This is a genomic window from Caulobacter sp. Root1455 (assembly GCF_001426905.1).
In the GTDB taxonomy this organism is placed as follows: Bacteria; Pseudomonadota; Alphaproteobacteria; order Caulobacterales; family Caulobacteraceae; genus Caulobacter.
In genome coordinates this window covers 347,530-366,798 of the sequence record NZ_LMFQ01000021.1, presented here as the reverse complement: position 1 = coordinate 366,798, position 19,269 = coordinate 347,530, and the positions used below count along the sequence as shown (strand labels likewise).

The 19,269-nt window shown below is 70.1% G+C and carries 14 protein-coding genes; 4 read left to right on the top strand and 10 right to left on the bottom strand.

What is annotated here, in order from left to right; translation table 11 throughout:
* Positions 1 to 26 precede the first annotated feature (26 nt).
* Together ASD21_RS13845 and ASD21_RS13840 are read left to right on the top strand one after the other, a co-directional pair.
* Positions 27 to 1,685, top strand: coding sequence for a DUF5597 domain-containing protein (locus tag ASD21_RS13845; protein ID WP_056442468.1), 1,659 nt, complete (start codon positions 27 to 29; stop codon positions 1,683 to 1,685).
* A 68-nt stretch (positions 1,686 to 1,753) separates the two neighbouring features.
* Positions 1,754 to 4,591 carry a TIM-barrel domain-containing protein gene (locus ASD21_RS13840; protein ID WP_442856974.1) on the top strand — a complete coding sequence of 946 codons (2,838 nt, stop codon included), beginning with the start codon at positions 1,754 to 1,756 and terminating at the stop codon, positions 4,589 to 4,591.
* Positions 4,592 to 4,744: 153 nt separating this feature from the next.
* Here the strand turns inward: ASD21_RS13840 and ASD21_RS13835 are convergent, their stop codons facing one another.
* The 6 genes from ASD21_RS13835 to hutI all read right to left on the bottom strand — a co-directional run bounded on the left by ASD21_RS13835 (position 4,745) and on the right by hutI (position 11,713).
* Positions 4,745 to 5,410: a M23 family metallopeptidase gene (locus ASD21_RS13835; RefSeq protein WP_056442057.1), complete on the bottom strand. Its 666-nt coding sequence runs from the start codon at positions 5,408 to 5,410 to the stop codon at positions 4,745 to 4,747.
* 132 nt (positions 5,411 to 5,542) lie between these two features.
* On the bottom strand, positions 5,543 to 6,127 hold the full coding sequence (locus ASD21_RS13830; RefSeq protein ID WP_056442053.1) for a HutD/Ves family protein: 585 nt from the start codon (positions 6,125 to 6,127) through the stop codon (positions 5,543 to 5,545).
* Positions 6,128 to 6,159: 32 nt separating this feature from the next.
* The gene (hutU, locus tag ASD21_RS13825; protein ID WP_056442052.1) at positions 6,160 to 7,824 is read right to left on the bottom strand and encodes a urocanate hydratase; all 1,665 of its coding nucleotides are present in this window, start codon (positions 7,822 to 7,824) and stop codon (positions 6,160 to 6,162) included.
* Between the two features lie 175 nt (positions 7,825 to 7,999).
* A complete protein-coding gene (hutG, locus tag ASD21_RS13820) occupies positions 8,000 to 8,827 on the bottom strand; it encodes an N-formylglutamate deformylase (RefSeq protein ID WP_056442051.1) in 828 nt (275 codons plus the stop codon).
* Positions 8,828 to 8,969: 142 nt separating this feature from the next.
* The gene (hutH, locus tag ASD21_RS13815) at positions 8,970 to 10,505 is read right to left on the bottom strand and encodes a histidine ammonia-lyase (RefSeq protein WP_056442048.1); all 1,536 of its coding nucleotides are present in this window, start codon (positions 10,503 to 10,505) and stop codon (positions 8,970 to 8,972) included.
* A complete protein-coding gene (hutI, locus tag ASD21_RS13810; RefSeq protein ID WP_056442045.1) occupies positions 10,502 to 11,713 on the bottom strand; it encodes an imidazolonepropionase in 1,212 nt (403 codons plus the stop codon). The genes hutH and hutI overlap by 4 nt, the downstream gene beginning before the upstream one ends.
* A gap of 86 nt (positions 11,714 to 11,799) precedes the next feature.
* Between hutI and ASD21_RS13805 the strand changes: the two genes are divergently transcribed.
* A complete protein-coding gene (locus tag ASD21_RS13805; protein ID WP_082554760.1) occupies positions 11,800 to 13,305 on the top strand; it encodes a formimidoylglutamate deiminase in 1,506 nt (501 codons plus the stop codon).
* 20 nt (positions 13,306 to 13,325) lie between these two features.
* Positions 13,326 to 14,039, top strand: a complete 714-nt coding sequence (hutC, locus tag ASD21_RS13800) for a histidine utilization repressor (RefSeq protein ID WP_156398386.1) — start codon at positions 13,326 to 13,328, stop codon at positions 14,037 to 14,039.
* Positions 14,040 to 14,042: 3 nt separating this feature from the next.
* Here the strand turns inward: hutC and ASD21_RS13795 are convergent, their stop codons facing one another.
* The 4 genes from ASD21_RS13795 to ASD21_RS13780 all read right to left on the bottom strand — a co-directional run bounded on the left by ASD21_RS13795 (position 14,043) and on the right by ASD21_RS13780 (position 19,256).
* Positions 14,043 to 14,234 (bottom strand): hypothetical protein, encoded by a 192-nt coding sequence (locus tag ASD21_RS13795; RefSeq protein WP_056442039.1) that lies wholly within the window; start codon positions 14,232 to 14,234, stop codon positions 14,043 to 14,045.
* Positions 14,235 to 14,449: 215 nt separating this feature from the next.
* Positions 14,450 to 15,211 (bottom strand): SDR family oxidoreductase, encoded by a 762-nt coding sequence (locus ASD21_RS13790; protein WP_056442037.1) that lies wholly within the window; start codon positions 15,209 to 15,211, stop codon positions 14,450 to 14,452.
* A gap of 188 nt (positions 15,212 to 15,399) precedes the next feature.
* On the bottom strand, positions 15,400 to 17,025 hold the full coding sequence (locus tag ASD21_RS13785) for an alpha-L-fucosidase (RefSeq protein WP_056442035.1): 1,626 nt from the start codon (positions 17,023 to 17,025) through the stop codon (positions 15,400 to 15,402).
* Positions 17,026 to 17,033: 8 nt separating this feature from the next.
* Positions 17,034 to 19,256, bottom strand: coding sequence for a sialidase family protein (locus tag ASD21_RS13780; RefSeq protein ID WP_056442032.1), 2,223 nt, complete (start codon positions 19,254 to 19,256; stop codon positions 17,034 to 17,036).
* Positions 19,257 to 19,269 lie beyond the last annotated feature (13 nt).

Below are 19,269 nucleotides of genomic sequence, written 5' to 3'. Positions count from 1 at the left end.
GGAACGTCGACGAACCGGGAGGCCCGATGCCCAGCCAGTTTTCACCCTCCGCGCGCGGCAAGCTCGCCTCGCCCCTCGCCTCGGCCCTGGCCGTTGTCGCGGCCGCGTCGCTGTTCGTCGGCGGCGCCCACGCGACGGACGCCCCCAGGCTGGTCGAGAAGGACGGTCGCCATGCCCTGATGGTCGACGGCGCGCCCTTCCTGATGCTGGGCGTCCAGGCCAACAACGCCGCCAACTATCCCTCGCAGCTGCCCAAGGTGTGGCCGGCCGTGAAGGCCCTGCACGCCAACACCCTGGAGATCCCGGTCGCCTGGGAGCAGATCGAACCGGTCGAAGGGCAGTTCGATTTCTCGTATGTCGACGTGCTGCTGAAACAGGCCCGCGAGAACGACGTGCGCCTGGTGCTGTTGTGGTTCGGGACCTGGAAGAACAACGGTCCGAACTACGCGCCCGAATGGGTCAAGCTGGACAACAAGCGCTTCCCGCGGGTGATCACCGCCAAGGGCGAGACCCGCAACTCGTTGTCGCCGCACTTCCCAGCCACGCTGGAGGCCGACAAGAAGGCCTTCGCCGCCCTGATGCGCCACCTGAAGACGGCCGATCCCGATCACACCGTGATCATGATCCAGCCCGAGAACGAGACCGGCACCTACAACGCCGTCCGCGACCACTCGCCGACCGCCCAGAAGCTGTTCGAGGGGCCCGTGCCGGCCCAGTTGGTCAAGGCGATGGGCAAGAAGCCGGGAACCTGGAGCCAGGTGTTCGGCAAGGACGCCGACGAGTTCTTCCATGCCTGGTCGATCGGCCGGTTCGTCGACGAGGTCGCCGCCGCCGGCAAGCGCGAGCTGGCCCTGCCGATGTACGTCAACGCGGCCCTGCGCGATCCCTTCAACTACCAGGATCCGTACACCTACTCGTCGGGCGGGCCGACCTGGAACGTGCTGGACGTCTGGAAGGCCGCCGCGCCCTCGATCGACGCCATCGCGCCCGACATCTACATGCGCGAGAGCGCCAACGTCCGGAAGACGCTGGAGCAGTACGCGCGGCCCGACAACGCCCTGTTCGTGCCCGAGATCGGCGACGACAAGGGCTTCGCGCGGTTCTTTTATGATGTGCTGGGCGCCCACGCCCTGGGCTTCTCGCCGTTTGGCCTGGATTACACGGGCTATTCCAACTACCCGCTCGGCGCCAAGACGGTCGACGCCCAGGCGCTGGAGAACTTCGCGGTCCACTACCGCCTGCTGGCCCCGATGGCCCGCGAGTGGGCCAGGCTGTCCTACACGGGCGATGTCTGGGGCGTGGGCGAGGCCGACGACCGCAAGGCCGAGACCCTGAAGCTGGGCGACCGCTGGACCGCCACAGTCTCGTACGGCGAATGGCAGTTCGGCTCGATCGACGCGCCCTGGATGGGCAAGGCCGACAAGCAGCCCAATCGCGAGGTCCCCGACGGCGGGGCCCTGATCGCCCGGCTGTCGGCCAACGAGTTCCTGGTCACCGGCTACCGCGCCCGCGTCAGCTTCGGCTCGGCCAAGGGCGAGCGGTTCATGATGGCCCGGGTCGAGGAGGGTCACTTCGAGAACGGCCAGTGGGTCTTCGACCGCCTGTGGAACGGCGACCAGACCGACTACGGCCTGAACCTGACGACCTTGCCGCAGGTGCTGAAGGTCAAGCTGGCCACGTACTGACATTGAACCCGCTCATCCCGGCGAGCGCGGGGATCGGCGCAGATAAATCGAGACCATAGGAAGACCCAATGCGCATGCTCCCGAAGACCTTCGCCGCCGGCCTGGCCCTGGCCCTGATGGCCTCGACCAGTGCGTTCGCCCTGGACGGCGCGTTCGAGAAGACCGCCGACGGCGTGATCGTCACCCCCGCCTCGGGGCCGGCCAAGAAGGTCCGGCTGCAGGTGATGGGCGAGCGGGTCATCCACGTCACCGCCACGCCGACCAACAGCTTGGACGTCCCGCCCAGCCTGATGGTCACGGCCAAGCCCGGCGGCGCCTTCACGGTCAGCGAGGCCGGCGGCAAGGTGGTGGTCAAGGCCGGCAAGGCCGCGGCCGAGGTGTCCCTGGCGGACGGCGCGGTCAGCTTCCGCGACGAGGCGGGCAAGCTGGTCCTCGCCGAGAACGGCCGGCGTCCGTTCAAGACAGAGACCATCGACGGCAAGACGTTCTACGGCGTCAGCCAACAGTTCAATCCGGGCACGGACGAAGCCTTCTACGGCCTGGGCCAGCACCAGAACGGCCAGATGAACTACAATGGCCAGGACGTCGAACTGGCCCAGTACAACCGCGACATCGCCGTGCCGTTCGTGCTGTCGACCCGCAACTACGGCCTGCTGTGGGAGAACAACGGCATCACTCGCTTCGGCGACCCGACGCCGTACGACCTGGCCTCGCGCGACCTGAAGATCTTCGACGCGGCCGGCAAGCCGGGCGGCTTCACCGCCAGGTACTACGTCAAGGGCGAGCTCAAGCTGACCCGGACCGAGCAGGACATCAACTACCGCTATCTGAAGGACCTGCCCAACTGGCCGGCCGAGCTGACGGGCCCCGACAAGAAGCCGGTCAAGGGCGCCACCGTGGTCTGGGAAGGCTCGGTCGAGGCCCCGGTCGGCGGCGTCCAGAAGTTCAAGCTCTACTCGTCCAGCTACGCCAAGCTCTATGTCGACGGCAAGCTGACGATCGATCGCTGGCGGCAGAACTGGAACCCCTGGTTCCACAACTTCACCGCCCCGATGAAGGCCGGGACCCGCCACAAGATCCGCGTCGAGTGGGATCCCAACGACGGCTACATCGCCCTGCTGCACAACAACCCGATCGCGGCGGCCGACCAGCATTCGCTGACCCTCACCTCGGAGGTCGCCCATGCGATCGACTACTACTATGTCGGCGGCGGCGACCTGGACCAGGTGATCAGCGGCTATCGCGGCCTGACCGGCGACGCGGTGATGATGCCGCGCTGGGCCTATGGCCTGTGGCAGAGCCGCCAGCGCTACGAGACCGCCGACCAGCTGCTGGGCGTGGTCAAGGAATACCGGGCCCGCAAGCTGCCGCTCGACAACATCGTCGAGGACTGGCGCTACTGGAAGGACGACAGCTGGGGCAGCCATAAGTTCGACCAGACGCGCTTCCCCGACCCCAAGGCGATGATCGACGAGGTCCACGACCTCAACGCCCACTTCATGATCTCGATCTGGGCCAAGTTCTATCCGACCACGGATCACTACAAGGAGCTCGACGCCAAGGGCCACATGTACCACCGCAACATCGAGCAGGGCGCGCTCGACTGGGTGGGCCCCGGCTATCTGAACTCGTTCTACGACCCCTATTCCAAGGAGGCGCGCGACATCTACTGGCGCCAGGTCAAGGAGAGCCTGAAGGTCTACGGCGTCGACGCCTGGTGGATGGACAGCGACGAGCCGGACATGCACTCCAACCTCGACATCCCCGAGCGCACCTTGCGCATGGGGCCGACGGCCATGGGCCCGGGCGCGGAGTTCTTCAACTCCTATCCGCTGATCCACACCACCGGCGTGTTCGAGGGCGAGCATGAGCTGAACCCCGACAAGCGCAGCTTCATCCTGTCGCGTTCGGGCTTCGGTGGGATCCAGCGCAACGGCGTGGCCCTGTGGAGCGGCGACGTGGTCGCGCGCTGGGACGACCTGAAGGACCAGATCTCGGCCGGCGTGAACCTGTCGATGTCGGGCATCCCCAACTGGACCACCGACATCGGCGGGTTCTCGGTCGAGGATCGCTACACCAACAAGGACCCGGCCCACTGGGCCGAGTGGCAGGAGCTGAACCTGCGCTGGTTCCAGTTCGGCGCCTTCAGCCCGCTGTTCCGCAGCCACGGCGAGACCCCGTTCCGCGAGATCTACAACCTCGCCGACGAAGGGACCGAGGTCTACAAGGCGCTGGCCTGGTACGACGAGCTCCGCTACCGGCTGATGCCCTACACCTACACCCTGGCGGCCGACACCTATCAGCGCGACGGCAGCATCATGCGCGGCCTGGTGATGGACTTCCCGGCCGACAAGACGGCGCGCGACGTCAATGACGAATACCTGTTCGGCAAGGCGTTCCTGGTCGCCCCGGTGACCGAGTTCAAGGCTCGCTCGCGGTCGGTCTACCTGCCGGCCGGCGCGTCCTGGTACGACTTCGAGAGCGGCAAGGCGTTCAAGGGCGGCCAGACCATCAAGGCCGACGCGCCGCTGTCGCGCATGCCGCTGTTCGTGAAGGCCGGCTCGATCGTGCCGACCACGGTGGTCCAGCAATATGTCGGCGAGAAGCCCGACGCCCCGCTGACCGTGGTGGTCTACACCGGCGCCGACGGGACGTTCGAGCTCTACGAGGACGACGGTCTCAGCAACGGCTACGCCCGCGGCGCCTGGAGCCGCATCCCGATGAGCTACGACAACGCCTCGGGGCGGCTGACGATCGGGGCGCGGTCGGGGTCGTTCAAGGGGATGGTCGAGAACCGCGAGATCAAAGTGCGGTTCATCGGGGGCGGGGCCAAGCCGGTCGACTTCGAGACGGTGGATCAGACGGTGGCGTATGCCGGTCAGCCGGTGGTGGTGATGCGGAAGTAGGTCAGGTGGCTCACTCACTTGCCCCCACCTGACCGCTTCGCGGTCTGTCCGCCCCCATAGGGGGCGGAGGACGCGCGCGCGGCGCCCTCTTCCCCCTGTGGGGGAAGAGGGTCGCGAAGCGACCCGTAGGGGGCAAGTGTTGGCCGCTGAACCTTACGCCTGAACCACCAGCTTCTTCACGATCAGCGCCGCCGCGTTCACCCGCTCGCCGCCCGGCTCCATCACCTCCAGGTGCACGTGGTTGGTGATCCCCGGATAGTGCCTTTGCAGGCTCTCGACGCGGCCGATGGTTTCGCCCAGGCGGACGGTCTGGCCGACCTCGACGCCGGGGGTCACGTAGAAGGCGCGGGCGACATAGCCGAGGGCCGGATTGCTGATCTCGACGAACTTCAGGTCGCTGGAGCCGGCATAGGCGTAGCCGATCTTGGTGACGTAGCCGGAGATCGGGGCCTGGACGTCCTGGCCGGCCTTGGCCACGTAGTCGACGCCCTCGTGCTCGCGGGCCCCGCCGTCGCGGCGGGCGCCGAACTGGCCGTCGCCGAACTCGTCATGGCCGCGCGGCGCGCCGCCGGTCGGGTTGGCGAAGTCGGGCGCGCCGTCGCCGTCGATGTCCGAACCGCTCCAGATCAGCGTCTTGCGGACCGGCTTTTGGGGCTTGGCGGCCATGTCGGCCAGCAGGCGCTGCAGGGTCGGCGAGGGGCCGCGGGGGGCCTTGTGCGGGTTCTCCATCGCCGCCACCACCATCGGAGCGAAGACCAGGGCCAGGCCCAGCGCGCCGCGCGCCAGGGGGGCGAGTTTCTTCGCTGTCGATGCTTGCATTAATTCGTCCTGGATCGTTTTGAGGCCTAAAGCGTTGGCCCGACTAGCGACCAGATAAGGCGAAGACGTGGCAAATTCCGTGCGACGGGAGGTCGCGCGTTGATTTGCCTGCCGCGCGGAATAGTCGAAGCTTTACTGTGGAATATGTTCCGGGTCGACCGTGATTTCGGAGATCAATGTTCGGCCGCGTCCCTCGAGGCTTAGGTGTGAGTGGCCGTGTTCGAGCAGAACCGCGTCCAGCGGCGACAGGTCGATCGCGCCCCCGGGGCGAAGGACGCGCAACGGATCCAGGACCAGGACCAGGGTCACCCGGGCCTTGGCGGCCACCTCGCTGGCGCCGGCCACGGTCAGCCTGCGGGTCCGCGCCCGCCACTTGTCGCGCCGCACCATCACGTTCAGGTCGCTGATCGGTCCGTCGGTCAGGCGGGCCGCGACCCGCGCCTCGCCCGGAAAGGCCAGGGGCGGGGAAGCGGCGTCCAGCGCCAGCATGCGGTCGTCGACGGTCAGCAGCAGCCCTTCGCCCTGGATCACCGTCAGCACCCGGTCCACGCCGGGGAAGGTCGAGAACGGGCCGTCGGCGGCGATCTGCGCCAGGCTGATCCGCCACTCGAAGCCGTCCAGGTCCGCCCCCGGCGGGAAGGCGGCCACCTCGCGCGTGTGGCCGCCGCCGTTCTTCCACGGCGTGGCGATCCGGTCGGCGGCTCTCAGGACGCGCATCTATCTAATCCGCGAGGAGGGGGGAGTATGGCTTACAAAATCCCCGGCAGGTCCAGCCCGTGTTCCCGCGCGCAAGCCTTGGCGATCTCGTAGCCGGCGTCGGCGTGGCGCATGACGCCGGTGGCCGGGTCGTTCCACAGCACCCGCGCCAGACGCTTGGCCGCCGCCTCGGTGCCGTCGGCGACGATCACCATGCCGGCGTGCTGCGAGAAGCCCATGCCCACCCCGCCGCCGTGGTGCAGCGACACCCAGGTGGCGCCCGAGGCGGTGTTGAGCAGGGCGTTCAGCAGCGGCCAGTCCGACACCGCGTCCGACCCGTCCATCATCCCCTCGGTCTCGCGGTTGGGCGAGGCGACCGAGCCGCTGTCGAGGTGATCGCGGCCGATCACGACGGGGGCCTTCAGCTCGCCCGAGGCGACCATCGCGTTGAACGCCAGACCCAGGCGGTGGCGGTCGCCCAGGCCCACCCAGCAGATCCGGGCGGGCAGGCCCTGGAACTTGATCTTCTCGGCGGCCATGTCCAGCCAGTGGTGCAGGTGCGGATTGTCGGGGATCAGTTCCTTGACCTTGGCGTCGGTCTTCCTGATGTCCTCCGGATCGCCCGACAGCGCCGCCCAACGGAACGGCCCGATGCCCCGGCAGAACAGGGGGCGGATATAGGCCGGCACGAAGCCCGGGAAGTCGAAGGCGTTCGTCACGCCTTCCTCCAGCGCCATCTGGCGGATGTTGTTGCCGTAGTCGACGGTGGGCACGCCGGCGGCCTGGAAGTCGAGCATGGCCTTCACATGCACCGCCATCGAGGCGCGGGCGGCGCGGTTCACCGTTTCGGGCTCGCGCTCCTTGGCGGCCGCCCACTGGTCCAGGGTCCAGCCGGCCGGCAGGTAGCCGTTGATCGGATCGTGGGCGCTGGTCTGGTCGGTCAGCAGGTCGGGGCGGACGCCGGCCGCGAACATGGCCGGCAGCAGCTCGGCGGCGTTGCCCAGCAGGCCGACCGAGATCGGAGTCCGGTTTCGACGGGACTCCTCGATCCAGGCCAGGGCCTCGTCCAGGCTCTCGGTGGCCTTGTCCAGATAGCCGGTGCGCAGGCGCATCTCGATCCGCGAGGGCTGGCACTCGACGGCCAGGCACGAGGCCCCGGCCATCACCGCCGCCAGGGGCTGGGCCCCGCCCATGCCGCCCAGGCCGGCGGTCAGCAGCCACTTGCCGGCCAGGTCGCCGCCGTGGTGCTGGCGGCCCATCTCGACGAAGGTCTCGTAGGTGCCCTGCACGATGCCCTGGGCGCCGATATAGATCCACGAACCGGCGGTCATCTGGCCGTACATCGCCAGGCCCTTGCGATCGAGCTCGTTGAAGTGCTCCCAGGTCGCCCAGCGCGGCACCAGGTTGGAGTTGGCGATCAGCACGCGCGGCGCGTCGACATGGGTGCGGAACACGCCGACCGGCTTGCCCGACTGGACCAGCAGGGTCTCGTCGTCCTCCAGCCGGCGCAGGGTCTCGACGATCTTGTCGTAGCTCTCCCAGTCGCGGGCGGCGCGGCCGATGCCGCCATAGACCACCAGCTCCTCGGGCCGCTCGGCGACGTCGGGGTGCAGGTTGTTCATCAGCATCCGCAGCGGGGCCTCGGTCAGCCAGGACTTGGCGGTGAGGGTGGTCCCGGTGGCGGGGCGGATGACGCGGGTGTTGTCGAGGCGGGTCATGGGCGGGTCTCGAGCGTTGAGAGGGAGTTTGGCGGGAGGGCGGCTTGGGCGCTCTGCGTCCTTCGAGGCTTCGCCTTCGGCTCGCACCTCAGGATGAGGACCGCCCTATTGAATTCCTCATCCCGAGGCGCCCGCGCAGCGGGCCTCGAAGGACGCAGGATGGTTGCCGGCCTCATCAATTCACTGCGGCTTGGGCGAAGGCGATGCAGGCCTTCAGCACGTCGGTGAGCGCGGCGCGCAGCGGCGCGGCGCGCGGGGCGTGGTAGGGCGTGGGCCAACTCGCCGGCGTAAGAGCCGCCGGCTCGTCGATATAGCCGCGGCAGGCCAGCTCCATCTGGACGGCGTGGACGCCCTGGTCCGGCCGGCCGTAGCGGCGGGTGATCCAGCCGCCCTTGAACCGGCCGTTGGTGACGCGCGGCAGGCCCGTGGCGTCGCAGGCGGCCTCGACCCTACGGGTCAGGCCCGGATCGCAGGCCGCCCCGCCGTTCGTCCCGATGTTGAACTGCGGCAGCTCGCCGTCGAACAGCCGGGGCGCGCGCGAGCGGATCGAGTGGGCGTCGTACAGCACCACCTTGCCGTGGACCGCGACCAGCCGGTCGAGCTCGGTCTCGAGGGCGGCGTGGTAGGGATCGAAGAAGGTGACGCGCCGCCGGGCGATCTCGGCCGCGCCCGGCTCCTGGCCGGCGACATACAGCGGCTCGCCGTCGAAGGTGTCGACCGGGCACAGGCTGGTGGTGGCTTGGCCGGGATACAGCGACACGCCCGACGGGTCGCGATTGACGTCGATCACCGTGCGCGAAACGCCGGTGCGGACCACCGCGGCGTCCAGACCGTCGGCGAAGGCGTAGAGTTCGCCCAGCCACCAGTCGGCGTCCTTGCGCGCCAGCCAGGGCGAGACCAGCCGCGCCTCGATGTCGGACGGGATGATCGTTCCGGCGTGCGGGATGCTGACGACCAGCGGGGCCTCGCCGCGCGTGACGTGGAGCCAGTTCTGCGGGCTCATGGCTCCGACCCTCCAACCGCCGTGCGTCCTTCGAGGCTCGCCCGCGGCTCGCACCTCGGGATGAGGAATTGAGCAGCGACAAAGCTCCTCATCCTGAGGCGTCCGCGCAGCGGGCCTCGAAGGACGCACGATGCTCGAGCGCTCACGCCTCCACCCCCGGCAGGTCGACGCTGGACGCCGCCACCACGACCGCGCCGGCGCGCACCAGGGCGTTGGCGGCCTCCATGTCCGGGTGGAAGTGGCGGTCGTCCGACAGGTGCGGGACTTGCGCCCGCAGGATCCGGCGCACGCTCTCCAGGGCCGGACTCGAGGTCAGGGGCGCGTGGAAGTCGCAGCCCTGGACGGCGGCCAGGAGCTCGATGCCGATCACCGCCTCGGCGGCCTCGACCATGGCCAGCAGGCGCCGCGCGCCGTGAGCGGCCATCGAGACGTGATCCTCCTGGTTGGCCGAGGTCGGGATGGAGTCGACGCTGGCCGGATAGGCCTTCTGCTTGTTCTCCGAGACCAGGGCCGCGGCCGTGACCTGCGGGATCATGAAGCCGGAGTTGAGGCCCGGCTTCGGCGTCAGGAAGGCCGGCAGGCCCGAGCAGGCCGGGTCGACCAGCATGGCGATGCGCCGCTCGGCGATCGAGCCGATCTCGCAGACGGCCAGGGCGATCATGTCGGCCGCGAAGGCCACGGGCTCGGCGTGGAAATTGCCGCCCGACAGCGCCTCGTCCGTGTCGGGGAAGATCAGCGGGTTGTCCGAGACGCCGTTGGCCTCGGTCGCCAGGGTGACGGCCGCCTGGCGCAGCACGTCGAGGGCCGCGCCCATCACCTGCGGCTGGCAGCGCAGGCAGTAGGGATCCTGCACCCGCGTGTCGCCCTCGCGGTGGGAGTCGCGGATCGCCGAGCCGGCCATCAGGGCGCGCAGGGCGGCGGCGGTCTCGATCTGGCCGGGCTGGCGGCGCAGGGTGTGGATGCGCGGATCGAACGGGGTGTCCGAACCCTTGGCGGCCTCGGTCGCTAGGGCGCCGGTGACCAGGGCCGACTGGAACAGCCGCTCGGCGTCGAACAGGGCGGCCAGGGCGTTGGCGGTCGAGAACTGGGTGCCGTTCAGCAGGGCCAGGCCTTCCTTGGGACCCAGCGTCAACGGCTTGAGGCCCGCTTCCATCAGAGCCTGGATGGCCGGGAGACGCTGGCCGCCGACGAAGATCTCGCCGACCCCGATCATGGTCGCGGCCATGTGCGCCAGCGGGGCCAGGTCGCCCGACGCGCCGACCGAGCCCTGGCAGGGCGTGACGGGCGTCAGGCCCTTCACGAGCATGGCCTCCAGCAGGTCGGTGGTCGCCGGCTTCACGCCCGACGCGCCCTGGGCCAGGCTGGCCAGCTTCAGGGCCATCATCAGCCGGATCACCGGGACGGGCGAGGGCGCGCCCGTCCCGGCGGCGTGGGACAGGACGATGTTGCGCTGCAGGGTCTCGAGATCCGCGTCGCCGATCCGCACGCTGGCCAGCTTCCCGAAGCCGGTGTTGATCCCGTAGACCGGCGCGCCCTTGGCCAGGATGCGTTCGACGGCGGCGGCGCTTTCCGCGATCACCGGGGCGGCGCCGGGATGCAGTCGCGCGGGCGCGCCGCGATAGACGGCCTTCCAGTCGGTCAGGCTGACCTCGCCGGGGTTGAGAACGACTTCGATCACGTGACTTCACCCTTCCAGACGCGCGCATGGAGCGGGTTGAAGCCCATGCGATAGACAAGTTCGGCGGGACGCTCGATGTCCCAGACGGCCAGATCGCAGGCCTTGCCTGCCTCCAGCGTCCCGACGCTTTCCAGCCGCCCGATCGCCCGCGCGGCCTCGCGCGTGACGCCGGCCAGGCATTCGTCGACGGTCATCCGGAACAGGGTGGCGGCCATGTTCATGGTCAGCAGCAGGCTGGTCAGGGGCGAGGTGCCGGGGTTGCAGTCGGTGGCCAGGGCCATCGGCACGCCGGCCGCGCGCAACGCTTGGACGGGCGGCAATTTGGTCTCGCGCACGAAGTAGAAGGCGCCCGGCAGCAGCACGGCGGTGGTGCCGGCCTTGGCCATGGCGGCGATCCCGGCTTCGTCCAGGTGTTCCAGGTGGTCGGCCGACAGGGCTCCGAACTCGGCGGCCAGGGCCGCGCCGTTCAGGTTCGACAGCTGCTCGGCGTGAAGCTTCACGGGCAGGCCGTGATCGTGGGCCGCCTCGAACACCCGGCGGGTCTGGGCGGGGGTGAAGCCGATGCCCTCGCAGAAGGCGTCGACGGCGTCCGCCAGGCCCTCGGCGGCGACGGCGGGGATCATCTGGTAGCAGACGTGGTCGATGTAATCGTCGGGGGCGTCGGCGTATTCCGGCGGCAGGGCGTGGGCGCCGAGGAAGGTGGTCGTCACCGACACCTGGCGCACGTCCGCCAGGGCGCGGGCGGCGCGCAGGCTCTTCAGCTCATCGTCCAGCGACAGGCCGTAGCCGGACTTGATCTCGATGGTCGTCAGGCCCTCGGCGATCAGGGCGTCCAGGCGGGGCAGGGCGCTGGCCACGAGCTCGGCCCGCGAGGCGGCGCGGGTGGCCTTCATGGTCGAGACGATGCCGCCGCCGGCCCGGGCGATGTCCTCGTAGCTCGCGCCGGCCAGCCGCAGCTCGAACTCGTGGGCGCGGTCGCCGCCGTGGATCAGGTGGGTGTGGGGGTCGATCAGGCCGGGCGTGATCCAGCGGCCTTCGCAGTCGATGGTTTCAAGCGCCTTGAAGGCGGGCGCGTCGGCGGCCGGGCCGGCATGGACGATGCGACCGTCGAGGCTGGCCACGACGCCGTCCTCGACCACGCCCATGCCCGGCAGGTCGGCGGCGAAAGTGGCCAGGCGGGCCTTGCTCCACACCCGATCGCAGCGCATGGCCTGGGATCTCCCGACGCCGGTTCGGTCTCTTGCCGACGGCTTCAATATGTATAGACATATTCGCGCGACCCGAGGACTGTCCAGTGACCGACGACGAGTTTCCGTCAGAACCTGAGGCTGACGAGCCGATCTACACGCCGCCCCCCAAGACCGAGGGGGAGGTCGAGGCCGCGCCCGCCCCCGCGCCGGAGCGCGAACCCGAGCGCGCGCGGCCCGCCGGTCCCCAGACCCTGTGGTTCGAGCAGGCCCTGCTGGCCGACGGCTGGGCCAAGGCCGTGCGGTTCACGGTCACCGACGGGGTGATCAGCCGCATCGACACCGACGTCGCCCGCCAGTCCGGCGAAGTCGCCCACGGTCCATGCCTGCCCGGCCTGCCCAACCTGCACAGCCACGCCTTTCAGCGCGCCATGGCCGGCCTTACGGAGACACGCGGCCCGCCCAATAGTGGAAGGGGCGGAGACAGCTTCTGGACCTGGCGCGAGCTGATGTACCGGTTCGTCGACCGGCTGGGTCCCGACGAGGTCCAGGCGATCGCGGCGCTCGCCTACATGGAAATGCTGGAGACCGGCTCGACGCGGGTCGGCGAGTTCCACTATCTGCACCACGACAAGGACGGCTCGCCCTACGCCGACCCCGCCGAGATGGCGGCGCGGATCGCGGCGGCGGCCGACCAGACGGGCATCGGCCTGACCCTGCTGCCGGTGTTCTACGCCCATGCCGGCTTCGGCGGCGTCGCGCCCGGCGAGGGCCAGCGACGGTTCATCCATGACGTCGACGGCTACGGCCGGCTGATCGAGGCCAGCCGCGCGGCGGTCGCCGGCCTGCCCGACGCGGTGGTCGGGATCGCGCCCCACAGCCTGCGGGCGGTGACCGGCGAAGAGCTGACCGCGATCCTGCCGCTGGCCGGCGCCGACCCGATCCACATCCACATCGCCGAGCAGACCCAGGAGGTCGACGACTGCCTGGCCGCCACCGGCGCGCGGCCGGTGCGCTGGCTGATGAACAGCGCCCCCGTCGACAAGCGCTGGTGCCTGGTTCACGCCACCCACCTGAACGCCACGGAGACCGAGCGCCTGGCCAAGAGCGGCGCGGTGGCGGGCCTGTGTCCGATCACCGAGGCCAATCTGGGCGACGGCGTCTTCCCGGCCCACGACTACCTGGCGGCCGGCGGGGCGTTCGGGATCGGCTCGGACAGCAACGTGCTGATCGACGCGGCAGAGGAGCTGCGGACCCTGGAATACGCCCAGCGCCTGACCCGGCGGGCCCGCAACGTGCTGGCCAAGGCGCCGGGCAGCTCGACGGGCGGGGAGCTGTTCCGCGCGGCGGTCGGCGGCGGGGCTCAGGCCCTGGGCGTGGTCGGCGGCCTGCGCCGGGGGCGGGCGGCCGACTTCGTGACCCTGGACCGCGCCCATCCGGCGATGATCGGCCGCGACGGCGACGCCCTGCTGGACAGCTGGGTGTTCGCCGGGCGACACGGGACCGTCGACGGCGTCTGGCGCGGCGGCCGGCAGGTCGTCAGCGGCGGACGCCACCACGCGCGCGAGGCGATCCTGGCGCGCTATCGGACGGCCTTGGCCATTCTGTCTTGAGGGAGCGTGCTGGCTTGAGCGTGAACGAGACGACGCTGCACCAGCGCATTCGCGGCGAGATCGAGGACCTGATCCGCTCGGGCGCCTGGACGCCGGGCCGCAAGGTTCCGTCCGAGACCGAGCTGATGGCCCAGTTCGGCTGTTCGCGGATGACCGTGAACAAGGCGATGTCGGCCTTGGCGGAAGAGGGGCTGATCGTCCGCCGTCGCCGCGCCGGCTCGTTCGTGGCCCGGCCGCGCGTCCATTCCACCGTGCTCGACATTCCCGACATCCAGGCCGAGATCGTGGCGCGCGGCGAGACCTACCGTTTCGATCTGCTGGACCGGCGGCGGCGCGAGGCCAAGGCCGGCGATGTCGAGGAGATCGCCCTGGCGGCGGGCGGCGAGCTGCTGGTGCTGCGCGGCCTGCATGTCGCCGGCGATCGGCCGTTCGCCCTGGAGGACCGGCTGATCAGCCTGGCCGCCGTGCCCGAGGCGGCCGACCTGGACTTCGCCGACGAGTCGCCCGGCGCCTGGCTGCTGCACCACGTGCCGTGGACCGAGGCCGAGAACCGCATCAGCGCCGTCGGGGCCGACGCGGCGACGGCGGGGCTGATGGCGCTTGATCCTGGAACCGCCCTGCTGGCGGTCGAGCGCCGCACCTGGCGCGCCGACGCGCCGATCACCTGGGTGCGGCAGCTGTTCCCGGGCGAAGCCTACGACCTGGTGGCGCGGTTCGGCCGGACGCGGGGCTAGGGTCTATTTCTGTTTGGCGCTCAGGTCGGCATAGGCGGCGTCGATGGCTTCGTCGCGGCCGGTCGGATGCTTGGCCAGGCGGGCCTTGGCGGCCTTGGCCACGTCGGCGGCGCGGGCGGCGGTCAGCGTCGCCAGGTAGCGATGAGCCTTCAGCTTCTGGTCGACGGTGACGCCGCGCTTGATGGTGTCGGGCATGGAAGGCTCCTTGGGTGAGGCAGGTGGTCTACAGTGTGGGGACGCTGACGGAAACCCTCTCCCATGGGGAGAGGGAGGGGCCCACCGCGTAGCGGTGGGAGGGTGAGGGGATTCTGAGTCTGCCGGCGTGCCGGCGCTCCGGCCAACGGCGTCACCCCTCATCCTCCCACGCCTGCGGCGCGGGCCCCTCCTTCTCCCCTCCGGGAGAGGGTGATTTACAGCGACTGTCCGTCATCGACGGTGAACACCGACCCCGTCACCGCTCGCGCTTCGTCGGACGCGAGATACAGCGCCATCGCCTCCAGGTCGCTCGTCTCCATCAGCCGCTTGCGCGGGAAGGTCGAGACCAGCTTTTGGCCGCCTTCGCTGTCGAACCACGCCGCGTTCAGCTCGGTCTTGATGTAGCCGGGGCATAGGACGTTGACGTTGATCCCCTTGCGCGCCCATTCGCGGGCCAGGCTCTTGCCCATGTGGGCGGTGGCGGCCTTGGAGGCGGCGTAGGCGGTCAGGCCCGGCAGCACCTTGTGCGCGCCGATCGAGGCCACCAGCACGATGCGGCCGCGCTCGCTGGCCGGGCTGCCGGCCCTGATCATCCGCCGCGCGCCTTCGCGGGCGGTCAGGAAGACGCCGCGGGTGTTGACGGCCAGGACCTTGTCGAAGTCCTCGATCGCGATGTCCAGCGCCGAGCCCTCGATGTTGATCCCGGCGTTGGCGATCACCGACTCCGGCGCACCGAACGCGGCCTCGACCGCGTCGTAACCGGCGATGACCGAGGCCTCGTCCTCGACGTCCATGGCGAAGGCCTGGGCGGTCCCGCCGGCGGCGGTGATCTCGGCCACGAGGGTTTGCAGCTTGTCGGCCCGGCGCGCGGCGGCGGCGACCTTGGCCCCGGCCTCGGCGGCGGCCCGGGCGAAGGCGGCGCCGATGCCCGAGGAGGCGCCGGTGATCAGGATCGTGCGGCCGGCGAGGGTGGTCATTGGCGTTTCCTTTTTCCGGCAGTCTGGGAGGTTGCCGTAGAGAGCGTCAATGCGTCGGCGGCTCACCCACTTGCCCCCACCTGACCGCTTCGCGGTCTGTCCGCCCCCACAGGGGGCGGAGGACGCGCGTCTTCCTCTTCCCCCTGTGGGGGAAGACGGTCGCGAAGCGACCCGTCGGGGGCAAGTGGTTACACCAACCCAGGCCCCGAGATCTTCACCACCGGCGTGAACGCCGGTCGCGCCCTGGGCAAGACCACCCGCAACCCCTTGCCATCCCGCTTGAACGCCAGCGGCTCGGGCGAGCCCAGCAGTTCCACCCGCCGCACCTCGCCCGCGCTGGTCGGGCCGGAGGTCGCCAGGCTCTCGATCACCAGCTCGCCGTCCGGCCACGCCATCGGCAGGGCGTAGAGGTCGCCGGCCTTGGTCGTGAACCGGATGTCGGCGGCCTCGAACGGCTTGGCGTCACCCTCGTTCATCACGCCCTCGACCAGCCGCGTCGGGCCCTCGCCATAGATTCGCCAGGGCCGCGAGGCGTAGATCGCCGGGCCGTTGACGGCGATCCAGCCGGCCATGCCTTCCAGCACCTTCTCCTCCTTGTCGTCGATCGTGCCGTCGCCGCGCATGGGGATCGAGACCAGCAGGCAGCCGTTCTTGCTGACCACGTCGACCAATCGCTGGATCACGTCCCTGGCGCTCTTGTAGCCGTCGCGGTCGTAGAGCCCGCGGTCGTAGTGCCAGTTGCCGATGCAGGTGTCGGTCTGCCAGGGCTCGGACCGCAGGCGGTCGGAGAAGCCGCGCTCGACGTCCTCGACGATGCCCCGGCGTTGCAAAGGGCTGAGCTTCTTGCCGGTCACCACCACGTCGGTCGCGCCGCGCCAGGCGCGGGCCTGGTTGTAATAGTGGGCGGTGGCCGACAGCCCGGCCTGGCCAAGCGGCAGGGTGGTGTTGTCGAAGTAGACCAGGTCGGGCCGGTAGCGGTCGACCAGGTCGTTCTGGCGCGCCAGCCAGTTCTGGGTGAAGCTCGGATTGTTCGGCGGCGGGGTTTCGATCCACTCGCCGTCACGGGCGTCGTGCCAGGCGTTGGCGGCCTTGATGCTGTCGATCCCGTCGGGGATCAGCATGTTGCGGCCGGTGTAGAGCTCCTGCGGGTCCAACCCCTGCCACCACTTGCCCTTGCCGTCGGCCTTGGTCAGTCGATAGGCGTCGTAGCGCCGGCCCTTCAGCGGGCCCTCGGCGTCGTAGCCGTAGGCGGTCTGCCACCAGTGCCAGGCATGGGCCGAGTGGTTGGAGACGCCGAAGCGCAGGCCGTGGGCGCGGGCGACCTTCTCCCAGGTCCCGACGATGTCCCGCCCCGGACCGACGCGCAGGGTGTTCCAGGCATGGTGGCGGCTGGCGAACATGTCGAGGTTGTCGTGGTGGTTGGCCATCGACATGAAGTACTTCGCCCCGGCGGCCTGGTACTTCTTCATCAGGCCTTCCGGATCCCAGTTCTGCGCCTTCCAGCGGGGGATGAACTCCATGAAGCCGAAGGTCGTGGGGTGGCCGTAGGTCTTGACGTGGTGCTCGTAGACCGGATTGCCCTGGATATACATCTGGCGGCCGTACCAGTCGCCGTACTCGGGCACGCATTGCGGGCCCCAGTGCGACCAGATCCCCAGCTTGGCGTCGCGGAACCAGTCGGGGGTCTTGTAGCCGTCGGCCAGCGACTCCCAGTTGGGCTGGAAGCCGCCTTTCGGGGCGGCGAGGGCGGGCGTGGCGGAGGCGGCGGCCAGGCCGGCGCCGAGGTTCAGCAGGTCGCGGCGATTGAAGCTCATGACGATCCCTAAGGCTGGACAGGCGCCGAAGCGTTTGCTTGCGGATCGCCGTAGAGGATGCCTCGGCCGTGGACGCCGAGATAGACGCGGCCGAAGCGGTTCGGATCGCCGGTCAGGGCCCGCAGCTCGGCGAAGCCCCAATGGGGCCCCTTGGGATCGTCGTGCAGCTTGACCCAGGTCTTGCCGACGTCGTCGGAGCGGAACAGGCCCTCGACCCCGCCGACCTTGCCCCAGACGAACACCGCCGGATGGGTCTGGCCCGGCGCGGCCTTGCCGAACCCGACCAGGCCCGCGTCGCCGACGCCGCTGACGGCCTTGAAGCCGGCGCCGCCGTCGGTCGAGCGCATCAGGCCCTGGGCGGTGGGCAGCCACAGCTCGCCCTCGACGCCGGGGACGGCCTTCAGCGGGCCGCCCCTCGGCAGGTCGCGGGCCGTGACCTTGAACGTTTCGCCGCCGTCGGCGCTGGCCAGCACCGCGCCCTGGGCCGCGTCATAGACGTAGAACCGTAGCGGGTTCACCCGGTCCGAGGCCGGGGTGAAGTCGGGGCGCTCGGACTTGGTGACGCCCTGCACGGGCCGCCAAGTCCTGCCGTCGTCGCTGGAGACGTAAGGAACGGCGTTGCGCATGGCCCAGACCATCCGCTGGCCGTCGGCCGACAGGGCGATGCGGCCGGTGTGGATGTGGGCGTCGCGCGGCGGCGAGGCGGCGAAGGCCTTCCAGGTCTTGCCACCGTCGGTCGAGCGGAAACCGGCGGTCGGCGTCGGGTCGCTTGTTCGAACAAGAATGCTGGGCTCCAATTCGGCGTAGTCGAGGCCGCGATTGGTGCCGCCGTGCGGGTCGAAATAGCGGCTGCGGGCCGCGCTGTTCAGGTCGTCGTGGCGGAAGCCGCCGATGTCGCCGATCGTGCTGATCAGGGGGGCTCCGTTGGGAGGCGAGACCAACTCCAGGGCCACCGTCTCCTCCAGCCCCTCGTCGTCGAAGCGCCAGTGGGTGCGGCCCGAGCGGTCGGCCTCGGTCAGGTCCTGCGTCCGCCACAGGCCGTAGCCGGTGACATAGATCGCCTCGTCGGGATTGGTCGGGTCGATGTCGATGTCGCCGATCCAGTGGCCCATGGCGCGGCCGGCCTTGGCCTCCAGGCCGCGCACCCAGGGCGCGCCGCCGGTGTCGTGCTCGGACCTGTCGCGCAGACCCTTCCAGCTCTTGCCGCCGTCGGTGCTGCGGAAGACCTCGTCGCCCATGTTCCAGCGGTCGAGGGTCGAGACCACGACGACGCCGGGATGGGCCGGGTCCAGGCTGAGCCCGCCATAGCCGAACACGTCGGCCCCGCCGGGCCTGATCGGGGTGATGTCGGTCCAGGCCCCGCTGTCGGGGTCCATCTTCCAGACCGCCCCGTTGGTCACGCCGTTGGGCCCGAGGCCATTGCCGTAGGCGACATAGACCCCGCCCTTGGCGTCCAGCGCCAGGTGGTGCGGGATCAGGCCCTTCGGCTGGCCGCTGACCAGGCCCCAGCTCCTGCCGCCGTCCGTGCTGACCAGCAAGCCGCCGCCGCTCATCCCGTCCTTGGGCGCCGTGGCGAAGCCGGCATAGACGATCGCCGTTTCGCCGGTCCTGGTCTTCTCGACGGGGTCGAAGGCCGTCAGCGTGACGTGGACGCGCGGAAAGCCCTCGACCCGCGACCAGGTCTCGCCGTGGTCGGCGCTGCGATAGAGGCCGTCCTTGGCGCCCAGGAACAGCACCGCGCCCTGGGCGGGATCGACCATCAGCCGCTCGCCGGTGTTGCGGCCGTCCTCGTTGCCGCCGATCTTGACCGGCAGCTCGGTCTTCAGCCAGGTCGCGCCCCGGTCGGTGGAGCGCAGCACCGCGCCGCCGCGCGCATTGGGCCCGGTATATTCGCCGGCCGCCATGTAGAGCCGGTTCGGGTCGCGCGGATCGACGGCCAGGCTCAGCGCTCCGGCCAGCTGGCCGTCGGCGCGCTTGAGGTCGTCGTTCAGGGCGATCCAGCGGCGGGTCGCCCGGTCCAGGCGATAGGCGCCGCCGATGTCGGTGCGGATATAGACCAGCCCCTTTTCAGTGGGGTGATAGACCACCCCGCTGACGAAGCCGCCGCCCAGCACCTCGACGGTGTTCCAGCTATAGGGCTGAGCCACCGGCGGCGCGGCCAGGCCGGGCGCGGCCAGGGCCAGCGCGCCGGCGGCCGCGGCCAGGGCGAGGAGGGTTTTGAAGGAGGACAAGCGGGAACTTCCG

Coding starts and splice junctions, on each gene's coding strand:
- ASD21_RS13845 (WP_056442468.1), top strand. CDS start 27: ATGCCCAGCCAGTTTTCACCCTCCGCGCGCGGCAAGCTCGCCTCGCCC.
- ASD21_RS13840 (WP_442856974.1), top strand. CDS start 1,754: ATGCGCATGCTCCCGAAGACCTTCGCCGCCGGCCTGGCCCTGGCCCTG.
- ASD21_RS13835 (WP_056442057.1), bottom strand. CDS start 5,410: ATGCAAGCATCGACAGCGAAGAAACTCGCCCCCCTGGCGCGCGGCGCG.
- ASD21_RS13830 (WP_056442053.1), bottom strand. CDS start 6,127: ATGCGCGTCCTGAGAGCCGCCGACCGGATCGCCACGCCGTGGAAGAAC.
- hutU (WP_056442052.1), bottom strand. CDS start 7,824: ATGACCCGCCTCGACAACACCCGCGTCATCCGCCCCGCCACCGGGACC.
- hutG (WP_056442051.1), bottom strand. CDS start 8,827: ATGAGCCCGCAGAACTGGCTCCACGTCACGCGCGGCGAGGCCCCGCTG.
- hutI (WP_056442045.1), bottom strand. CDS start 11,713: ATGCGCTGCGATCGGGTGTGGAGCAAGGCCCGCCTGGCCACTTTCGCC.
- ASD21_RS13795 (WP_056442039.1), bottom strand. CDS start 14,234: ATGCCCGACACCATCAAGCGCGGCGTCACCGTCGACCAGAAGCTGAAG.
- ASD21_RS13790 (WP_056442037.1), bottom strand. CDS start 15,211: ATGACCACCCTCGCCGGCCGCACGATCCTGATCACCGGCGCCTCCTCG.
- ASD21_RS13785 (WP_056442035.1), bottom strand. CDS start 17,025: ATGAGCTTCAATCGCCGCGACCTGCTGAACCTCGGCGCCGGCCTGGCC.